This is a genomic window from Streptomyces sp. NPDC088246 (assembly GCF_044741025.1).
Lineage (GTDB): Bacteria > Actinomycetota > Actinomycetes > Streptomycetales > Streptomycetaceae > Streptomyces.
This window is the reverse complement of sequence record NZ_JBIURV010000032.1, coordinates 21,551-38,325: the sequence shown is the minus strand read 5'-3', so window position 1 is coordinate 38,325 and position 16,775 is coordinate 21,551. Positions and strand designations below refer to the sequence as shown.

The following is a 16,775-nucleotide window of genomic DNA, read 5'->3' as shown; positions in this document are numbered from 1 at the left end:
CGACGCGATCAACGGCCTGGTGACCCGGGCGCGGCGCTTGGTTTCGGTGTGCACGGTGCCTTCCTCCTCGCCGGGGCCGGGCTCCTCGACGGGCGTACGACGGCCACGCACTGGCAGTACGCCGATGAACTGGCCCGTCGGCACCCGAAGGCAAAGGTCGACGCACGCGAGGAGTTCGTGGAGCAGGTCCGGGTGGCGTTCGCGTCCCGGCTGCTGACCGAGACGGCCGACAGCCAGGAGGCGATGGCGCGGCAGGCCGGCTTCGGTACGGAAGCCACATTGCGCCACGCCTTCCTGCGGGTGCTGCGTGTCTCGCCGCGCGAGTACCGCGAGCGGTTCACCCGAGTCCGATCTCCGACTGGCCGGGAACTCAGGGCGCGTTCGTCCCGACTACTGGACCGGGTGACGGAGGATCGCCCGCGTGCCGAGTGGATCCGGGAGTTGTTCGATGCGTTCTCGTGTGTGGGGCGGTACGGCGGCCGTCGTGCTGGGCGGCCTGCTGGCAGCCGGCTGCGGCGGCGGGGGGAAGGACAGGGCGGACGAGAGTGCCGGGAAGGCCGTCTCTGGCGGCTACCCCGTTTCCGTCACCGACTGCATGGGCGCCAAAACCACCTTCCCCAGCGCCCCGAAGAAGATCGTCACCAGCAATGCATCCAGCCTGGAGCTGCTGCTCCGTCTCGGCGCCGGTGACGAGGTGATCGGCACCGGCTTCCCGCCGGGCAAGGGGACCCTGCCCGACGACCTGGACGCGCAGGCGCAGAAGGTGAAGGCGCTCAGCGACACCGTCATCCCGAAGGAGAAGCTGCTCGGCTCCGGCGCGGACCTCTACATCGACACCTTCGCCAACATGAACATGGGCGGCGGGATGGGGGACGCGCCGACGGGGGAGGAGTTCAAGGCCGCCGGGATCAGGCACATCTACCTCAAGTCCACCGCCTGCGCCGCGACGAGCAAGAGCGCCGTGACCGACCTTTCGGCGGTCGAGGCCGACATCACCTCCCTCGGCGCGGTCACCGGCACCAGCGCCAAGGCCAAGGAACTCGTCGCAGAGATGAAGGAGAAGACGGACGCCGTCCAGCAGGCGGTCGGCGCCACGGCGCAGAGCGCGCGGCCCACGTACTTCTTCTTCGACTACGACACCGGCACCAAGCAGCCCACCGTCGTCTGCAACCGCCAGGTCGCCAACGCAGTCATCACCCTGGCCGGCGCCCGCAACGTCTTCGCCGACTGCGACGGCGACTACAGGCAGGTCGGCTGGGAGGACGTCATCGCCAAGAACCCGGACTGGATCCAGCTCGGGGTCCGCAACCGGGGCAGCGGGGCGGCGAACGACAAGGCGTTCGACGAGGCCGAGCAGTGGCTGAAGTCCAACGCGGCCACCAAGGGGCTGAAGGCGGTCAAGGAGGGCCATTTCCTGCGCATCGGCTCCGAGCAGACCACCATCGTGGGCGTCGAGAACGCCGACGCCGTGGAGACGATCGCCAAGACGCTCCACCCGGGCAAGGTCGGCTGACCGTGGCCTTCACGCTGGTGCGCCGGAAGGCCACCACGGTAGAGGCGCGTGCCGGTCTGCCCGCCGGACCGCTGGCGGCCGTCCTGGGCGTGGCACTCCTGGCCGCGCTGACGGCTGCCGTGGCCTGGGGCTCGACGTCCGTCCCGCCCGGCGAGGTGTGGAGCGCGGTGTGGCGCCGGCTGTCCGGAGAGACGCCGCGCCCCGGCACGGACGACCTCATCGTGTGGCAACTCCGCGTGCCCAGGGCCCTGTTGGCCGCGCTTGTCGGTGCCGGACTCGGTCTGGTCGGTACGGCGGTGCAGGCGCTGGTGCGCAACCCGCTGGCCGACCCCTACCTGCTGGGTATCTCCAACGGTGCCTCCCTCGGGGCGGTCGCTGCCATCGTGCTCGGCCTCGGGGCGGGCGGGGCGCTGGGGCTGGGCCTGTCCGGTGCCGCCTTTGCAGGCGCACTGGTCACCTTCGCGCTGGTGTGGGCGGTCGCTCGCCGCGGCGGGGGCTTCGCCCCTCTCCGGCTGGTCCTGGCCGGGATAGCGATCGGGCAGTTCTTGTCCGGATTCACCAGCTACTTGGTGCTCCGGGCCGGGGACGAGCAGCAGACCCACAGCGTGCTGTTCTGGCTCATGGGCAGCCTCAGCGGGGCGAACTGGGAGCTGCTCGCGGTGCCCGCGGTCGCGGTTGTGGCCGCCGGGTTCTGGCTCCAGGCCCGCGCCCGCGGCCTGAACGCCCTGCTGATGGGCGACGAGACGGCGGCCGGCGTCGGGATCGATGTGACGCGGTTGCGCCGCGAACTGTTCACGGTGACCAGCGTGCTGACTGGTGTCCTGGTCGCGGTCTCGGGCGCGATCGCCTTCGTCGCGCTGATGGTGCCGCATGTCTGCCGCCTGGTCATCGGCGGCGACCACCGCCGCCTGCTGCCCATCTCGGCACTGTTCGGCGCCCTGCTGCTGGTCGTGGTCGACATCGTCTGCCGTACGGCAATGGACACGCAGGAGCTGCCGGTCGGCGTGGTCACCTCGCTCATCGGGGCTCCAACCCTGCTGTATCTGCTGGACCGGCGCCTGGGGAGCGGCAGTTGAGGATCGACATCGAGGACCTGCACGTCGCCTACGCCGGCCGCACGGTCGTGTCCGGCGCCCACCTGATCGCGGCCGAGGGCGAGATCGCGGGCCTTGTCGGGCCCAACGGCAGCGGCAAGTCCACGCTCCTGCGCACGGTCTACCGGCATCTGAAGCCGGCGGCCGGGCGGGTGCTGCTGGACGGGACCGACATCCGGGAGATGACCCCGGCCCGGTCGGCCCGTCATGTGGCCGCTCTTCCGCAGGAGCGGGGCAGCGATTTCGAGCTGACCGTGCGCGAGGTCGTCGCCATGGGCCGTACGCCCTACAAGCGGGCCTTCGCCGGGGAGAGCGCCACCGACCGTGACGTTGTCGCCCGTGCCCTCACCGACGTCGGCATGGACGGGTACGCCGGACGCCGCTTCACGGCCCTGTCCGGTGGCGAGCGCCAACGCGTTTTGCTGGCACGGGCGTTCGCACAGGACCCCGACGTCCTGGTCCTGGACGAACCGACCAACCACCTCGACGTCCGCCACCAGGTCGAGTTGCTCGCCCTGCTGCACACCCAGCGCCGTACGACACTCGTGTCGCTGCACGACCTCAACGCCGCCGCCGCCGTGTGCGACCGGCTGCACGTGCTGCACGCCGGAGCCGTGGTGGCTTCCGGTCCGCCCCGCGAAGTCCTCACGCCCGCTCTGATGGCAGAGGTGTTCGGGGTGCGGGCGGCGGTGGTCGACCACCCGCTGACTGGGGACCCGCTGATCGCCTTCGACCACCGGACGCCGGCCCCGGCGGGGCCGCCCGTGGCCGCGGAGACTCACGCGGGCGGATGACGAAGAGGCTGGGCGGGATGGCTACGTGTCCTGCCCAGCCTCTTCGCGTACTCAGCTTGGCGTTTAATGGACAAGGATGCCCGAACGTGCGATGGTGCCGCACCGCAGACGGGCTCGCCAAGGAAAGCCACTCGGAACACTGCTGGCACCCTCCCCGAATACGCGAACCGCCCGGGTGTGCCTTTCGTTCCACCGGATCCGCGATCCCTGGGAGATCCCTCTCGCCTGGCGAGAGGCATCACCGCGCGAAGCCTGGCATGTGGTCTTGGGGCATCGGTGGAACGCCGTTGCCCGACGGCAAGGGCCCGCCTCCGGCACACCGATGTAACGGTTGAAGCACCCTCCCAGGTCATGACGTGATGGTGGGGTGCGTGCACCCACACGCGCGGTCACGCCGCCGGGGGAGCACCGCCCCGTCTGCCTTGAGCCGATTTCAGGCGAAGAGCGGTGGTGGACACTCAGGTCCCGCCACCGCACGTTCGAAGGTGAGGTCGAGTACTGCGGCGGCTGCGGTTGTCTGGTGATCCTGCTCAACGGCGAGATGATCAAAAGTCTCCCTGCCGCAGGCCCGGCCGGCAGACGCCCCCGGAACTGTCCCCTCCAGTGCCGAGCAGCGCACGCTTGGAACGGTGAACGCGATGTCGGCCAGGACTGGACCGTGAAGCTTGGCGAATGGCTCCATGGTCCCGACCGGTTCTCATGAACGGTCATTTGTGAGAGTCGCCGTGTGCGGCGATCTCCGCACACGGCGGCATGGGCAGCCCGCAAGCCCGCCACCGCCCCAGTCGGGCCCTGACCGTGTTCAGGCCGATGTGGTTTGCAGCTGCTTGTGCGGAGCAGCGTGGTCGGCCAGCGGTTGCCTCAGGGAGAGGATGATCAGCAGAGCGAACGCGGTGAGGGCGGTGAGCGTGCGCAGGTTGTTGAACAGCTCCCAGCGCCGCAGGATCTCCGCGTGATCGGCCGGAGCCGAGGTGAGCGCCCATTCCTTGATTCGGCCGTTGATCGGCACATTGCCGAACCGGGTTATCAGGAAGGACGCGAAGGTCAGCAGAGCTGCCGTACCCGCGATCAGCCGGGCGCGGCCGCGTGTCAGGGTCGCGAGAGTGAGGGAGCTCAGCGTCGACACGGCCATCGCCGCCTGCATGGTGATGCCGTTCATCTTCATCAGTTCGGTGTGGAATGACAGCCGCATGTCGAGCGGTACGGCATTGAAGGTGGGGACGAGGTTGGCCGCACCGTAACCGAATGCGCCGGCGAGGAGGCCGGTGGCAAGCAGGGCGAGTCCCTGGAAGAGTCGGATGCGCATGTTCGTTGGCTCCAGTACATGGGTGCTATGGGACCAGGTCCGTTCGACGTCCTGAGTGGTGGCGGTGTTGGAAGTCCAGAGACAGACCGGTGGTGCCGCATGGTCACAGGCAGTCGTCGTGTTCCCGCAGGTCGGCGACCACCTGGCGTGACAGCCGGTCACGGCCACGACCGTGACAGTTCTCCGACTGTCCGGTGCGGAGGTTCGGGGGACTCGACCGGTATTGGTTCTGCGGCGCGGCGCGGCGCAGGGCGGGCGGGTTGCTGCCTGCGATGTCGTCGTTGGCCGGCAGGCGTACAGATGACCGCCCACGGACTAGCGCAGTCACGCCTGCGCAGCGACGAAGCGATCGTGCAGTGCGCCGCGGAGGTGCCCCGGGGGGAGCCGTCGGCCGTATGCGAGCAGGAGGAGGTCCTGTGCGGCGCCGGACACAGGCGTTCCGGTACCGAAGGACCAGTCGAGGTCGTCGGCACGGAGTTCGATGCCGTTGAGGTCGGCTCCGAAGAACCTGAGGGTCCTGGCGTTGACGCTCTCGAGGAGTATGCGCAAGCGGTCTTCGGGAACCCGGCGGCCGAGGCCCAGCGCGACCGCGATGTCCAGACCGTGGATGACATCGTGGCCCAAGGCCGCCTCGATCCCGCCGACCGGCGGCCTCCAGGGGTGATCCGCGTTGTCACTGAGGAATGCGGCGAGCTCACGCGTCGAATAGGCGGCCGCGTCCTTGTGAGCGCATCGATCGGTCATCCGATGGAGGTTGCCTCGCGATCTGACCAGTTCCACCGCCATCTTGGAGAGCGAGTACCGAAACCCCATCGTCATGTGGGCCGCAACTTCCCGTACCCGCCACCCCACGCACAGGGTCGGAGCGTCCCACTCATCGGCCGACAAGCCGTCCAGCATGGCCGCCAACTCCCGGCGTTCGGCCGCGATCGCGGCTCTGATGTCCGTCGCTGGTCTCCGGTACGTCGTGTTCCCCATGGCCTCAAGGGTCTCGGCAGCTCCGCCATAAGTCCAAGAGTTTGTATGTCTCGCAGCTAGAATGATCAGTTATGGGCATTCGGCAGCTGCGGTACTTCGTCACGGTGGCGGAGGAAGCCAACTTCACCCGCGCCGCTGCCCGGCTGCACCTGGCGCAGCCAGGTGTGAGCGCCCAAGTCCGGCAGCTCGAAAAGGAACTCGGGCATCCGCTGCTCGACCGCTCCGGCCGGTCGGTGACCCTGACGGAGGTGGGCGAGGCCGTACTGCCGTACGCGCGGGCCGCGCTCAGCGCCGTCGAAGCGGTACGGCAGACTGCGGACGAGTTCACCGGGCTGCTCCGCGGCCAGGTCACCCTCGGCCTCGTCTCGGGCGCAGCCGCGGCAGCCCATGAGTTCGACCTTGCCGCCGTCCTGGCCGGCTTCCACGAGGACCACCCCCAGGTCGAGATCGCCCTGATCGAGGACACATCGGAGCGGATGCTCACCGCACTGAATCGCGGGGAACTCGACATCGCCGTGATCGGACTCGCGGACGACGAACCCCCACAGGGCATCTCCATCCAGGTCCTGGTCGACGAACCCCTGGTCGCGGCCGTCGCCCCGGACGACCCCGCCCTCATGCCCCCGGACCGCACGAGCATTCCGGTGGCCGAGCTCCGCGATCGCCCGCTGATCAGTCTGCCGCGTGGCACAGGGCTGCGCGGGGTACTCGACCGCGCGTGCGCGCAGGCGGGGTTCCAGCCCCGCATCGCCTTCGAGGCGGCCGCTCCGCTGTTCCTTGCACAGCTCGCTGCCCGCGGTCTCGGTGTAGCAGTGGTTCCGGCCCTCCCCGCCGGTGCGACGTCAGCTTTCGGGCTGCGGACGCTGGAGATCACTCAACCGCAGCTACGCGGACGGGTCGCTCTGACCTGGCGGACGGACGGCCCCTCGAGCCCCGCAGCCACCGTCTTCCTGAACCTGCTGCGTACAAGACTCACCGCGCCAGAGACCGGCTGATGGCTGAGCCAAACAGCGGGAAACAACAGGACGCCATGACCGCAGATGGCTCAAACGGTCTTTCAGCCCTCTGTCCCCTCGTCGTCATCGTCAAGTTCGACCGCGTCCGGATCGCGCAATGGCCTCCCCCTCGCGAGGGGGAGGCGGTGAAGCTGCAGCGGCCGAGGACGTTGAGGTTCTTGTACTTGAGCGGGGACAGCCGCGCGACGTCCTCGTCCTTGATGTCGTGGCCCTCGGCGCGGAGCTGGACGACGGCGACGTCGATGTACCGGTCCATCCAGATCACGAGGGCGTTCAGGACGAGTCCGAGTGAGCCGAGCTGAATTTACCCGCATGCGCCGTTCACGTCCGAGGGGGTGGATGGGATGAGTTTGGAAGGCATGGCCGGCCTGCGGGCGACTATCGACGATGTCCGGGCGGTGCTGCCGCTGCTGAGTGGCGACGAATGGGCTGCCCCGAGCGCCGCCACCGGCTGGTCAGTCAAGGACGTTGCCACTCACATAGCGGATTTGATGGGCATCCTGATGGCCGCGGCCAGAGGCGAACTGGACACCGGCCTCGGTATTGAGCGGCTCAACGACGTACACGTGTCCGAGAAGGCCGCTCGGGCTCCCGACGACGTGCTCAAGGACTTCAAACGCGTCTCCACCGAAGCCCTGATGCTCTTCGACACGCTGCAGAACGAACCGTATGCCTCCGCGCAGGCGCCCTACCTCGACTTGGGGACGTATCCCCTGCACACCATGGCCGACCTGTGCGCGTTTGACTTCTAAGACCATCTGCGATGGGACATTCTGGCTCCCCGCGGTCCTCTGCGGCGTCAGCTGCCCCAACCGGACGAGACCCGGTTGCGGCCCGCCGTGGGATGGCTCCTGACTGGCCTGCCGAACATGCAGCCGGGCCTCGTCGACCGCCTGGCCAAGCCCATCCGGCTGACGCTGACCGGGCCCGGCGGTGGCGGGTGGATGCTCGATCCGGGTCAGGGACAGATCACCGTGACACCGGCAACCGACGGTTCCCGGCCAGCTGCCACCGTGGAGTCGACGGCGCATGACTTCACGGCCTGGGCCACGACCCGAGTGTCCTGGCGCGACTGTGTGACCGTGACCGGCGACCACCAGGTGGCGGGCCCCTTCCTGGACGAGCTGAACCTTGTCTGAGAGCGAAGCCTGCGCACTGCGCCGACCGACCGATGACCACGTGCCCCGCATTCCGCTGTCGCCCAGGGGCGCCATGCTCCGGTTGCGCCATGGCCGTGGGCGCTGCACGCTGCCCCTATGGACCGCACCCCAGAAGCCAGCGGGCTGCCCATTTTGGTGACCGGCGCTGCGGGCAGCGTCGGCGCCGTCGGGCGATCCGTGGTCGAAGGCCTTCGGCGACGGGGCCTGCCCGTGCGGGCCATGGTGCGTCGCGATGACGAACGTGCGCAGGCGCTGCGCGCGACGGGCGCCGAGGTCGTTGTCGGAGACCTGACGCATGCGGGCGACGTCGCCGACGCCCTGGCCGGCTGCGGACGCATGTACTTCGGCATGGGCGTGTCGGCGCAGTACCTGGAGGCTGCCGTGACGGCAGCGGCCGTCGCGCGCGCGTACGGGCACCTGGAAGTGTTCGTCAACATGTCGCAGCTGACTGTTGCCCAGATGGACCTCACCAGCACCTCCGAATCGAATCAGCAGCGACAGCAGTGGCTGGTCGAGCAGGCTCTCGACTGGTCAGGCCTGCCCGTCGTCCAGATCAGGCCCACGGTGTTCATGGAGAACCCGCTCTTCCGCGTCGGCTTCTCCTCGATCGCCAAGGACGGCACCATCAGACTGCCCCTCGGCCAGGCGAAGACCTCACCGGTGGCGGCCGGCGACGTCGCCGCGGTCGTGGAGGAGATCCTGGCCGACCCGGCCGCGCACATCGGCCGGACCTACGAACTGACCGGCCCCCGCTCGGAGGACATCACCGCCATGGCCGCGGAGGTTTCCTCAGCCCTGGGCCGACCGGTCAGCTACACCGACGTCCCACTGCAGGAATGGATCGACAACGACCTCAGACCGATAGGGCTGCCGGACCATGTCTTCCAGCACATCTCCACCATGGCCCGCCTTCACGCGGAGAATCGTTACGACCGCGAGGCGGACGGTGTGGAGCAGGTCACCGGGAGGCCCCCGTCAGGGATAGCCGACTTCGTCCGTAAGAACGGCGACCTGTTCACCCGCTGAAACCATCTCTTTCGAAGCGTCGTCCAGCGTCCTACGTCGTGGGTTGGTCGCCGCAGGCACCGGCCACGGTCTGCGGGCCCCGCCGCCAACCGGCTTCGGGCACCAGATCAAGCTCCTACGCGGAAACCGCCGGAAAGGACCTGGTCATGAGTGACGGACTCCTCGACCTGGCAATCGCCACAACCGGCGGCCAAGAACTCTGGAACACCCTGCGTGGCCTAAGAATCGATATCTCCATCGGCGGCCCGATCTGGGCGATGAAGGGCTGGCCCCCGGACAGGACGTTCGACCAGATCCTGACACTGGACACGGTCAGGGAGCACATCGTGTTCAGCCCGTTCACCCGCCCCGACCGGCGGATGGTCTTCGACGCCGCCACCGACAGCGTCACCATGCAGACCCTCGACGGCGAACCGGTCGAGACCCTCACCCCCGCACGTGCACGCTTCAAAGGAATGCTGCGCAACACGCCCTGGGACGCCCTCCACCTTGGCTACTTCCTCGGCTACGCGTGCTGGAACTACTTCACAACGCCGTTCCTGTTCACCAATCCGGATGTGCGAGCCCATGAAATCGAACCGTGGCGCGAAGCCGGCCAGACCTGGCGACGCCTGCAGGTGCGCTTCCCACCCCGGATCGCCACGCACAACCCGGACCAGGTGTTCTACTTCGATACCTTCGGAATGCAACGCCGCATGGACTACATCACCGAAGTCAACGGCAGCACCCTCGTAGGCCACTACACCAGCCGCTACCAGACGTTCGACGGATTGCTCGTGGCCACGCGCCGCCGGGTCTTCCGCCGCAACCCCGACAACAGCGTCAACCTCAACCTGCCGTCCATCACCCTCGACATCCACGACGTCGAACAGGTTCGCTCCGGCGACGAACAGGCACAGCCATGACCACTCATGACGCCGTCATCGATCATCCCGCCCGGCGGCTCGTCGTGGCGCTCCCGCACCCATATGACGCCACCCGTGAGCACTACGAAACCCTCGTACCAGAGGTCGATCTCGCTCGCTTCTTCCAAATGGCCTCGTGGCAGGCCACGCTCGAGCTGGCGGAGATCAACGCCCCGCACGGCTTCATGCGCTACTACCGCAGTGACATCACCGCCGTCATGGCCGGGTCGCCGTCCGTGTGGAAGGCCACGCAGTACCTGATGGGCAACCACACCATCGCCGAACGCATGTTCTGCCGGGACCCGTCAGTCATGCTGCACGCACCACTGCGGACCCTGCTCTACGCCGACCCGGACGGCGACACCAAACTCGCCGTCGACCAGCCCGGTCTGCTGTTCGCCAGCTACGACAACCCGCAGATCGCCGACGTCGGCCGCGAACTGGACATGCTGCTCGCCCAACTGATCACCCTGCTCGGCGGCGACCCACCCCCGCAGCTCGCGGCCAAAGGCTCTTGAACCGCGGCACTCGACCCCTCGCCCAGCGCGCAGCCACAGCGCCCGCGATCGCCTGGCGCTTGCTCGCCCATCTGAGCTTCGGCTTGCCGACGTTGCCGCCCTTGGCCTCGATGTGCCAGTACAGCCGCAAGACCCTGGCCCACTTCGCCGACCACCACGCCGGCCGCCCGCCCGCTGCTGCCGAGCACGCCCACCCGGCCCTGTTCCCCACCCGCATCCTCAACCCCGACGGCCACCGGGCACTGTCCTGCACCTGGTTCCACACCGGCTTCCGCAACTGGATCGCCGACCTCGACCTCGGCGGTCACTACGTCGCCCACCAGATCGCTGTCGAGCCCGTTGGCTAGGCTGGCCGGCATGACTGACCTCAGACGCCTCGCCTGGCCGCCTGCCCCGATAGATACGGAGCGGCTGGTACTCCGCGAGTCCGAGGCGCGGGACCGTGCGGGGGTCATCGAGCTGAACGCCTCGCCAGAGGTGGGTACCTACCTCGGTGGCCCTCGACCGCGTGATGAGCTCGAGCGCGCGGTGCCCGAGGTACCCGGGCGGCGCCCTGGCTTCTTCGTGGTCGAGCTCGATGGGGCGATGATCGGCACGATCCAGCTCGACCCGCGCGACCCGGAGCGTCCGGGGTACCGTCGTCCGGAGGCCGGGGGGACCGAGCTCGGCTACCTGTTCCTGCCGGAGGCGTGGGGATACGGGTACGCCACCGAGGCGTGCACAGCGGCACTCGACTGGTTCGCCGGCGCGCTTCCCGGCGAGCCGGTGGTGCTCTGCACACAGACCGCCAACGTCCGCTCGATGCATCTCGCGGCGAAGCTGGGGTTCACCGAGGTGGAGCGGTACGAGGAGTGGGGCGCCGAGCAGTGGTTCGGCGTGCGGTCTTCGGTCACGCCGCCCGCTTGAGCTCGTGCCCGGCAACACGTCGGATCTACGAGGCCGCCGAGCGGTCGTCGGCCTCGGCGCGGACAACAATCGAGTACGCCGGAGCTGAGCGAGGGCGACAGGTGACTTGGGCTACTGCTCAAGCGGTGGCTCGAGGAAGGCTCTGACGGCGTCGGCGTAGCGCATCGCGGCGCGCTCGCTGATGCCGAAGACGACGGCCAGGTGGAGGGCGTAGGGTCCGTGGGTGGGGGCCTCTTCCCACTGCCGGTCCTGGCGACATGCGTGGCTGGGTTCTTCCGTACGTGAGGGCGTTCAGCGGCGGCGTGCGGGCAGACGTGCTGGGTTAGCTGGGCGACGGCGTGGCTATCGGCTCGGCACCGCGTTCGCGGGGCTCAGCGCTGGCGCAGTACGGGAGACTGAACGTCACCCACCGGCTTCGACGGTTGTGACGTGGTAGCGCGCGTCGGGCCTGCGAGGACCGTGCGTGTCTCATCGAGTGCCTGCTGGGCGCTGCGCAGATGGATGCGCAGGTTGCTGCCGCACAGCGCCGCAACGCTCAGGCGGACCGTCACCTGCCCGGGTATCGGCTCGGGTTCGGGGCGTCGGGGACATTCTCGAACGTTTGGGGCTCGCAGGCGTAGAGCGTGTACGACGGGTCCTTTCGCGGAGAGTGGGAGCCGCGAACCCGGCCGGTAATCCTGGCCGGGTTACGGCGCGTCGGGGTGGAGCAGGGCGGACACTCGAGCGGCCAGAGCGTCGATGTCCACCTGGTCGAAGCGGGTGGTGTCCACGGTCAGTACCGGCCCTGGCAGGTCCAGGGGCTCGTTCGGCAAGGGCACCCGTACAGCCAGACGCGGTGGCGGTTCAGCTGATCGGCGGGGCCTTGCGGCCCCGGCTCGCCGTACGGCGACGGGAACGGCGGCCCAGCGCCTGGCGTTGAGACGGGCATGGTGATGATGTCGAGCCTCTTAGTGATGGCCGTGCTGGTGATGGTGCCGTTCCTGCTGGCCTCAGCCCGCTACGCCGTCGTCCGTACTGGCCGGCCCGGCTGGTTGCGACGTGTCCTCGCGGCCCGCACGCCTCGTCATGGGCTGGGCGTGGGGGCCTCGGTCGCCGATGAGCTGCACGCATTCCTCAACTCGGCGAAGCGCGTGGAGATCGAGCACCGGGTGGAGGAACAGGTCCTGAAGGACGATGCGCTGGACGGCGCGCCGCCCCGCATGGGGGTGGACCTGGACGCCGGGACGGCGGTGGTCAGGCGGAAGCCGGAATCCTGAGCCCGGACCGGACGGGGCCGCCCCTTCTCGAACTACTGGACGTCCAAGTAGTCGTGACCAGCACGGTGTCCGGAGCCCTCCGCAACGCAGGTTGCCGCTTCGGGACCTGGTTCGACGACCATGAGCGCCTGGTGCCGCCGGTACTCACTGACGAGCAGTGGGCGTGTGTAGAGGACCTCTTCCCAAGGCCCGAAAAGCGGTCCAGGATTGTCCCCCCGCGACTCGCGTTCGAGGCGTCGTTGGGCAAGGTTCGGCACGGCCTGATGTGGAAGGATCTCCCGGAGCACGTCACCCAAGGGCAGCGCCCCCAGGGCCTCTGCCAGCGTGCGCCTGAGTACCTGAAGACCGGAGTTTGGGAGAGGGCGGTATGCGCGCTGGGCGACTACGACGGCACCCCGGTTCCTCCTTTGTACGGGCTGCGACCACTGCCCCTTCTGCTTCTCCGGACAGAAGGAGATGGCCGCGGTGACTTCTCGAAGATCCCCAACGGCATGCCAGGCGTGGAGAACCGGATGGACCTCCTCCATCAGGCGGTCCTGGACGGTCACATCTCGCGCTGCCGCTGGATCGAGATCGCCTGCGCCTCCCCGGCCCGGATGTTCGGCCTCTACCCGAAGAAGGGCACCATCGCCCCCGGTGCCGACGCCGACGTGGTCATCTACGACCCCGCGGCCGAACAGACCATCTCCGCCGAGACCCATCACATGAACGTCGACTGCTCGGCGTACGAAGGAAAGCACATCACCGGTCAGGTCGAAACGGTCCTCTCGCGCGGTGAAGTCGTCATCGACGGAAGGAAGTTCACCGGTCGGCCCGGCCACGGAACGTACACCCCGCGCGCCACCTGTCAGTACCTGGACTAGGAGCAACCGTCATGGACTTCGGACTCGTCCTCCAGACCGACCCGCCCGCCTCGGCCGTCGTCGGCCTGATGCGCCGCGCCGAGCGCAACGGCTTCCGCTACGGCTGGACCTTCGACTCGGCGGTGCTCTGGCAGGAGCCGTTCGTCATCTACAGCCAGATCCTCGAACACACCGAACACCTCGTCGTCGGCCCCATGGTCACCAACCCGGGTACCCGCACCTGGGAGGTCACCGCCTCCACCTTCGCCACACTCAACGACATGTTCGGCAATCGCACCGTCTGCGGCATCGGGCGTGGCGACTCGGCGATGCGCGTCGCCGGACGCAAGCCCAACACCCTGACCCGTCTCGGCGAGGCCATCGACGTCATCCGCGACCTCGCCGAGGGACGGGAGGCAACCGTCGACGGGCAGCTGGTCCAGATCCCCTGGGTGAAGGACGGCAGACTGCCCGTCTGGATGGGCGCGTACGGCCCGAAGGCGCTCGCCCTCGCCGGACAGAAGGCCGACGGCTTCATCCTCCAGCTCGCCGACCCGTTCCTCACGGAGTGGATGATCAAGGCGGTACGGGACGCGGCGGCACAGGCGGGCCGAGACCCGGACTCCGTGACCATCTGCGTCGCCGCCCCCGCCTATGTGAGCGACGACCTCGACCACGCCCGCGAGCAGTGCCGCTGGTTCGGCGGTATGGTCGGCAACCACGTCGCGGACCTGGTCTCCCGGTACGGCGAGCACTCCGGACTTGTCCCCGAGGCCCTGACCGCCTACATCGCCGGCCGGTCCGGCTACGACTACAGCCACCACGGCCGCGCCGGAAACCCCGACACGGCCTTCGTACCGGACGAGATCGTCGACCGTTTCTGCCTGCTGGGCCCCGCCGAGGCACACATCGAGAAGCTCCAAGCCCTGCGCGATCTGGGCGTCGACCAGTTCGCCGTCTACAACATGCACGATGCACGCGAGGCGACGATCGACGCCTACGGCTCCGAGATCATCCCCGCCCTGTCCACCTGACCTGTCCGCCCCACGGTTGTACGCACCCCCGTCCCACGGTTGTACGCACGCACCGCGCCCTGCCCCGCACGGCACCGCTCCCGAGCGAAGGGTCCAGCCGCCATGACATCGACCGTCCCACCCACCCCACCCATCCCACCGCTTCCACCGCAGGACCGGATACCCGGCCCGGCGGGCCGCGTCGAACTCGCCCCCGGTGCCGTCCCCACCGACAACCGGTTCGTCAACGAGGACCTGCTGCCCGTTCCGCTGGATCGGCGCCGCTGGACGACGTACAACTTCGCCGCGCTCTGGGTCGGCATGGCCCACAACATCCCGTCCTGGCTGCTCGCCTCCGGCCTGGTGGCCCTCGGCATGGACTGGAAGCAGGCCGTCCTCACCATCGCGCTCGCCAACCTGATCGTGCTCGGCCCGATGCTGCTCACCGGGCACGCCGGACCCAAGTACGGCATCCCCTTCCCCGTTCTGGCCCGCGCCTCCTTCGGTCTGCGTGGCGCCAACCTGCCCGCGCTGATCCGGGCCGCGGTGGCCTGTGCCTGGTTCGGTATCCAGACCTGGATCGGTGGCGTCGGCATCTTCACCCTGCTCGGGAAGATCTTCGGTGGCTGGGCGAAGGCGTCCGAGATCGGCGGGCAGCCGTGGACGCTCTGGCTCTGCTTCATTCTCTTCTGGGCGCTCGAACTCGCCATCATCTACCGGGGGATGGACACCCTGCGACGGTTCGAGAACTGGGCCGCCCCGTTCGTCATCATCGGTGCCGTGGTGCTTCTGGTCTGGGTCGCCGTCAAGGCCGGCGGCTTCGGCCCGCTGCTCGACCAGCCCTCCAAGCTCGGCTGGGGCAAGGAGTTCTGGCCGGTCTTCTTCCCGTCCCTGATGGGAATGATCGCCTTCTGGGCCACGCTCTCCCTGAACATCCCCGACTTCACCCGCTTCGGGGCCGGCCAACGCGCCCAGATCTGGGGCCAGTCGCTCGGCCTGCCGACCACGATGACGCTCTTCGCCCTGCTCTCGGTTCTGGTCACCTCCGGCTCACAGGCCGTGTACGGGGAGGCGATCTGGGATCCGGTCCAGCTCGTCGCCAGGACCGACAACGTCTTCGGTCTGCTCTACGCCCTGGTCACCGTGCTCGTGGCGACGGTCTCCGTGAACATCGCGGCGAACGTCGTGTCACCCGCGTACGACTTGGCGAACCTCGCACCCAAACTCATCAAGTTCCGTACGGGCGCCCTGATCACGGGCGTCGTCGGCGTTCTCATCATGCCGTGGAAACTCACCGGGACCCCCGAGCTGTACATCTTCACCTGGCTCGGTCTGGTCGGCGGACTGCTCGGTACGGTCGCGGGCATTCTGATCGCCGACTACTGGATCGTCCGCCGCACCGTGCTCGACCTCGCGGACCTGTACCGTCCCGGCGGCCGCTACTGGTACGCGAACGGCTGGAACTGGCGGGCGGTCGCCGCGTTCGCAGTCGGCGGCATCCTGGCGATCGGCGGCTCCCACTCCGCTCCCGGCACGGGCCCGTTTCCGGCCGACGGCCTGATCCCGTTCCTCAAGCCGCTCGCGGACTACGGCTGGGCGGTCGGGCTGGCCTCGTCGCTGGTGCTGTACGTGGTGCTCAGCGGTCGGTCCGAGGTCACACCGGCGACATCGGGCGGCTCAGCAGCGCGCTGATGTCGTACGTCTGATCCGGTGGCGGTGTGGCCGTGGGTACCGGCTTGTCGAAAGCCGAGAAGCCCAGGACCGCGCTCGCCCCACCACCCTGCACCGTGATCCTCAGCGGGTACGGCTTGCCCGTGGCCGCGACGTACGTCGTCATCGTCCTGCCGTCCCTGAGCCTGGTCAGCGGTACCACCGAAGCCCCGCCGAGCGTGGTCTTCCTGCCCTTGTTCAGCGTCCCGCGGTCGTTGTCCGCGTGGTCGCCGACCAGCTTCTGGAAGGTGTCCAGATCGCAGCCGTTCACCAGGTCGCGCAGTCTCGGGTCGTCGGCCGAGCCCTTCATGTACCGCCCGTTGAGGATTGCGGCGAAGGCCGAGCCGACGCCGGGAACCTGGCTCTTCCAGAAGTTCGCATCCGGCTTGACCCAGACGTTGTCACCGCGCTTCACGATCCGGGCCGACCCCTGATCGTTGCCGAGGTTCACCGAACCGTTGCAGTTGCCGTCCCGGTCCAGGGTGAGATCCAGGGTCGGCGCCGGGCTGCCGCTGTCGTAGTGGCCGCGCGCGCTGAGGTGCAGGGAATGGACGCTCAGCAGCGCGTCACGTGACCGGTCGGCGATCTGCTGGGCGGGGAGCGTGTCGATGTCGTTGTCCGCCCGTGCCACACCACCGCCGATGACGCTGCCGCTGGTGAGTCCCAGTACGAGGACCGCTGCCCAGGCGGCCCGGCGTGTGCCGATGAGTTGGCCGGTCACGGCGCCTCCCTCGAAGG

Annotated in this window: 19 protein-coding genes and 4 pseudogenes; 17 read left to right on the top strand and 6 right to left on the bottom strand. The window is 68.6% G+C overall.

Annotated elements, in window-relative coordinates:
• Window positions 1-48: 48 nt before the first annotated feature.
• The 4 genes and pseudogenes from ACIPEK_RS33585 to ACIPEK_RS33570 form a co-directional block, all read left to right on the top strand.
• Window positions 49-276: pseudogene (locus ACIPEK_RS33585) on the top strand (hypothetical protein); the annotation flags it as partial.
• A 172-nt stretch (window positions 277-448) separates the two neighbouring features.
• Entirely contained in the window at window positions 449-1,513 is a 1,065-nt protein-coding gene (locus ACIPEK_RS33580) for an ABC transporter substrate-binding protein (protein WP_402003987.1), read from the top strand.
• A gap of 2 nt (window positions 1,514-1,515) precedes the next feature.
• The gene (locus ACIPEK_RS33575) at window positions 1,516-2,589 is read left to right on the top strand and encodes a FecCD family ABC transporter permease (protein WP_402003984.1); all 1,074 of its coding nucleotides are present in this window, start codon (window positions 1,516-1,518) and stop codon (window positions 2,587-2,589) included.
• Window positions 2,586-3,401, top strand: a complete 816-nt coding sequence (locus ACIPEK_RS33570) for an ABC transporter ATP-binding protein (RefSeq protein WP_402003982.1) — start codon at window positions 2,586-2,588, stop codon at window positions 3,399-3,401. The genes ACIPEK_RS33575 and ACIPEK_RS33570 overlap by 4 nt, the downstream gene beginning before the upstream one ends.
• An 802-nt stretch (window positions 3,402-4,203) precedes the next feature.
• Here ACIPEK_RS33570 and ACIPEK_RS33565 read toward each other — a convergent pair.
• The gene (locus tag ACIPEK_RS33565; RefSeq protein ID WP_402003979.1) at window positions 4,204-4,707 is read right to left on the bottom strand and encodes an anthrone oxygenase family protein; all 504 of its coding nucleotides are present in this window, start codon (window positions 4,705-4,707) and stop codon (window positions 4,204-4,206) included.
• A gap of 324 nt (window positions 4,708-5,031) precedes the next feature.
• Window positions 5,032-5,685: a maleylpyruvate isomerase family mycothiol-dependent enzyme gene (locus ACIPEK_RS33560; protein ID WP_402003976.1), complete on the bottom strand. Its 654-nt coding sequence runs from the start codon at window positions 5,683-5,685 to the stop codon at window positions 5,032-5,034.
• Between the two features lie 71 nt (window positions 5,686-5,756).
• Between ACIPEK_RS33560 and ACIPEK_RS33555 the strand changes: the two genes are divergently transcribed.
• Window positions 5,757-6,680, top strand: a complete 924-nt coding sequence (locus ACIPEK_RS33555) for a LysR family transcriptional regulator (RefSeq protein ID WP_402003974.1) — start codon at window positions 5,757-5,759, stop codon at window positions 6,678-6,680.
• A gap of 62 nt (window positions 6,681-6,742) precedes the next feature.
• On the opposite strand, the pseudogene ACIPEK_RS33550 reads toward ACIPEK_RS33555, so the two are convergent.
• Window positions 6,743-7,002: pseudogene (locus tag ACIPEK_RS33550) on the bottom strand (Tn3 family transposase); the annotation flags it as partial.
• A 43-nt stretch (window positions 7,003-7,045) separates the two neighbouring features.
• Here ACIPEK_RS33550 and ACIPEK_RS33545 point away from each other — a divergent pair.
• The 7 genes from ACIPEK_RS33545 (at window position 7,046) to ACIPEK_RS33515 (ending at window position 11,216) form a co-directional block, all read left to right on the top strand.
• Window positions 7,046-7,453 carry a maleylpyruvate isomerase N-terminal domain-containing protein gene (locus tag ACIPEK_RS33545; RefSeq protein WP_402003972.1) on the top strand — a complete coding sequence of 136 codons (408 nt, stop codon included), beginning with the start codon at window positions 7,046-7,048 and terminating at the stop codon, window positions 7,451-7,453.
• Window positions 7,454-7,570: 117 nt separating this feature from the next.
• Entirely contained in the window at window positions 7,571-7,840 is a 270-nt protein-coding gene (locus ACIPEK_RS33540) for an SCP2 sterol-binding domain-containing protein (protein WP_402003969.1), read from the top strand.
• Between the two features lie 117 nt (window positions 7,841-7,957).
• Complete coding sequence (locus ACIPEK_RS33535; protein WP_402003966.1) at window positions 7,958-8,887, top strand: NAD(P)H-binding protein; 930 nt, start codon at window positions 7,958-7,960, stop codon at window positions 8,885-8,887.
• A gap of 146 nt (window positions 8,888-9,033) precedes the next feature.
• Window positions 9,034-9,792 (top strand): hypothetical protein, encoded by a 759-nt coding sequence (locus ACIPEK_RS33530; RefSeq protein ID WP_402003964.1) that lies wholly within the window; start codon window positions 9,034-9,036, stop codon window positions 9,790-9,792.
• Entirely contained in the window at window positions 9,789-10,310 is a 522-nt protein-coding gene (locus tag ACIPEK_RS33525) for a hypothetical protein (RefSeq protein ID WP_402003961.1), read from the top strand. The genes ACIPEK_RS33530 and ACIPEK_RS33525 overlap by 4 nt, the downstream gene beginning before the upstream one ends.
• 101 nt (window positions 10,311-10,411) lie before the next feature.
• Complete coding sequence (locus ACIPEK_RS33520) at window positions 10,412-10,657, top strand: hypothetical protein (RefSeq protein ID WP_402003958.1); 246 nt, start codon at window positions 10,412-10,414, stop codon at window positions 10,655-10,657.
• A gap of 10 nt (window positions 10,658-10,667) precedes the next feature.
• Complete coding sequence (locus ACIPEK_RS33515) at window positions 10,668-11,216, top strand: GNAT family N-acetyltransferase (RefSeq protein WP_402003955.1); 549 nt, start codon at window positions 10,668-10,670, stop codon at window positions 11,214-11,216.
• Window positions 11,217-11,587: 371 nt separating this feature from the next.
• Here ACIPEK_RS33515 and ACIPEK_RS33510 read toward each other — a convergent pair whose 3' ends face one another.
• Window positions 11,588-11,767, bottom strand: a complete 180-nt coding sequence (locus ACIPEK_RS33510) for a hypothetical protein (RefSeq protein ID WP_402003952.1) — start codon at window positions 11,765-11,767, stop codon at window positions 11,588-11,590.
• Window positions 11,768-11,902: 135 nt separating this feature from the next.
• Window positions 11,903-12,028 carry a hypothetical protein gene (locus tag ACIPEK_RS33505; protein ID WP_402003949.1) on the bottom strand — a complete coding sequence of 42 codons (126 nt, stop codon included), beginning with the start codon at window positions 12,026-12,028 and terminating at the stop codon, window positions 11,903-11,905.
• Window positions 12,029-12,142: 114 nt separating this feature from the next.
• Between ACIPEK_RS33505 and ACIPEK_RS33500 the strand changes: the two genes are divergently transcribed.
• The 5 genes and pseudogenes from ACIPEK_RS33500 (at window position 12,143) to ACIPEK_RS33480 (ending at window position 16,019) form a co-directional block, all read left to right on the top strand.
• Window positions 12,143-12,472, top strand: coding sequence for a DUF6191 domain-containing protein (locus tag ACIPEK_RS33500; RefSeq protein WP_402003947.1), 330 nt, complete (start codon window positions 12,143-12,145; stop codon window positions 12,470-12,472).
• A gap of 53 nt (window positions 12,473-12,525) precedes the next feature.
• Window positions 12,526-12,774: pseudogene (locus ACIPEK_RS33495) on the top strand (transposase); the annotation flags it as partial.
• A gap of 118 nt (window positions 12,775-12,892) precedes the next feature.
• Window positions 12,893-13,335: pseudogene (locus ACIPEK_RS33490) on the top strand (amidohydrolase family protein); the annotation flags it as partial.
• 11 nt (window positions 13,336-13,346) lie between these two features.
• Window positions 13,347-14,348, top strand: a complete 1,002-nt coding sequence (locus ACIPEK_RS33485) for a TIGR03842 family LLM class F420-dependent oxidoreductase (RefSeq protein ID WP_383076671.1) — start codon at window positions 13,347-13,349, stop codon at window positions 14,346-14,348.
• Window positions 14,349-14,450: 102 nt separating this feature from the next.
• Entirely contained in the window at window positions 14,451-16,019 is a 1,569-nt protein-coding gene (locus ACIPEK_RS33480) for an NCS1 family nucleobase:cation symporter-1 (protein WP_402003944.1), read from the top strand.
• On the opposite strand, the gene ACIPEK_RS33475 is transcribed toward ACIPEK_RS33480, so the two are convergent.
• Complete coding sequence (locus ACIPEK_RS33475; RefSeq protein ID WP_402003941.1) at window positions 15,982-16,758, bottom strand: hypothetical protein; 777 nt, start codon at window positions 16,756-16,758, stop codon at window positions 15,982-15,984. The genes ACIPEK_RS33480 and ACIPEK_RS33475 overlap by 38 nt on opposite strands.
• Between the last annotated feature and the right edge of the window lie 17 nt (window positions 16,759-16,775).

What these genes read in the sequence shown, in the direction of transcription:
- ACIPEK_RS33530 (WP_402003964.1), top strand. Translation starts at nt 9,034, where the DNA reads ATGAGTGACGGACTCCTCGACCTGGCAATCGCCACAACCGGCGGCCAA.
- ACIPEK_RS33525 (WP_402003961.1), top strand. Translation starts at nt 9,789, where the DNA reads ATGACCACTCATGACGCCGTCATCGATCATCCCGCCCGGCGGCTCGTC.
- ACIPEK_RS33555 (WP_402003974.1), top strand. Translation starts at nt 5,757, where the DNA reads ATGGGCATTCGGCAGCTGCGGTACTTCGTCACGGTGGCGGAGGAAGCC.
- ACIPEK_RS33540 (WP_402003969.1), top strand. Translation starts at nt 7,571, where the DNA reads ATGCAGCCGGGCCTCGTCGACCGCCTGGCCAAGCCCATCCGGCTGACG.
- ACIPEK_RS33565 (WP_402003979.1), bottom strand. Translation starts at nt 4,707, where the DNA reads ATGCGCATCCGACTCTTCCAGGGACTCGCCCTGCTTGCCACCGGCCTC.
- ACIPEK_RS33515 (WP_402003955.1), top strand. Translation starts at nt 10,668, where the DNA reads ATGACTGACCTCAGACGCCTCGCCTGGCCGCCTGCCCCGATAGATACG.
- ACIPEK_RS33560 (WP_402003976.1), bottom strand. Translation starts at nt 5,685, where the DNA reads ATGGGGAACACGACGTACCGGAGACCAGCGACGGACATCAGAGCCGCG.
- ACIPEK_RS33500 (WP_402003947.1), top strand. Translation starts at nt 12,143, where the DNA reads ATGGTGATGATGTCGAGCCTCTTAGTGATGGCCGTGCTGGTGATGGTG.
- ACIPEK_RS33535 (WP_402003966.1), top strand. Translation starts at nt 7,958, where the DNA reads ATGGACCGCACCCCAGAAGCCAGCGGGCTGCCCATTTTGGTGACCGGC.
- ACIPEK_RS33545 (WP_402003972.1), top strand. Translation starts at nt 7,046, where the DNA reads ATGAGTTTGGAAGGCATGGCCGGCCTGCGGGCGACTATCGACGATGTC.
- ACIPEK_RS33580 (WP_402003987.1), top strand. Translation starts at nt 449, where the DNA reads ATGCGTTCTCGTGTGTGGGGCGGTACGGCGGCCGTCGTGCTGGGCGGC.
- ACIPEK_RS33480 (WP_402003944.1), top strand. Translation starts at nt 14,451, where the DNA reads ATGACATCGACCGTCCCACCCACCCCACCCATCCCACCGCTTCCACCG.
- ACIPEK_RS33485 (WP_383076671.1), top strand. Translation starts at nt 13,347, where the DNA reads ATGGACTTCGGACTCGTCCTCCAGACCGACCCGCCCGCCTCGGCCGTC.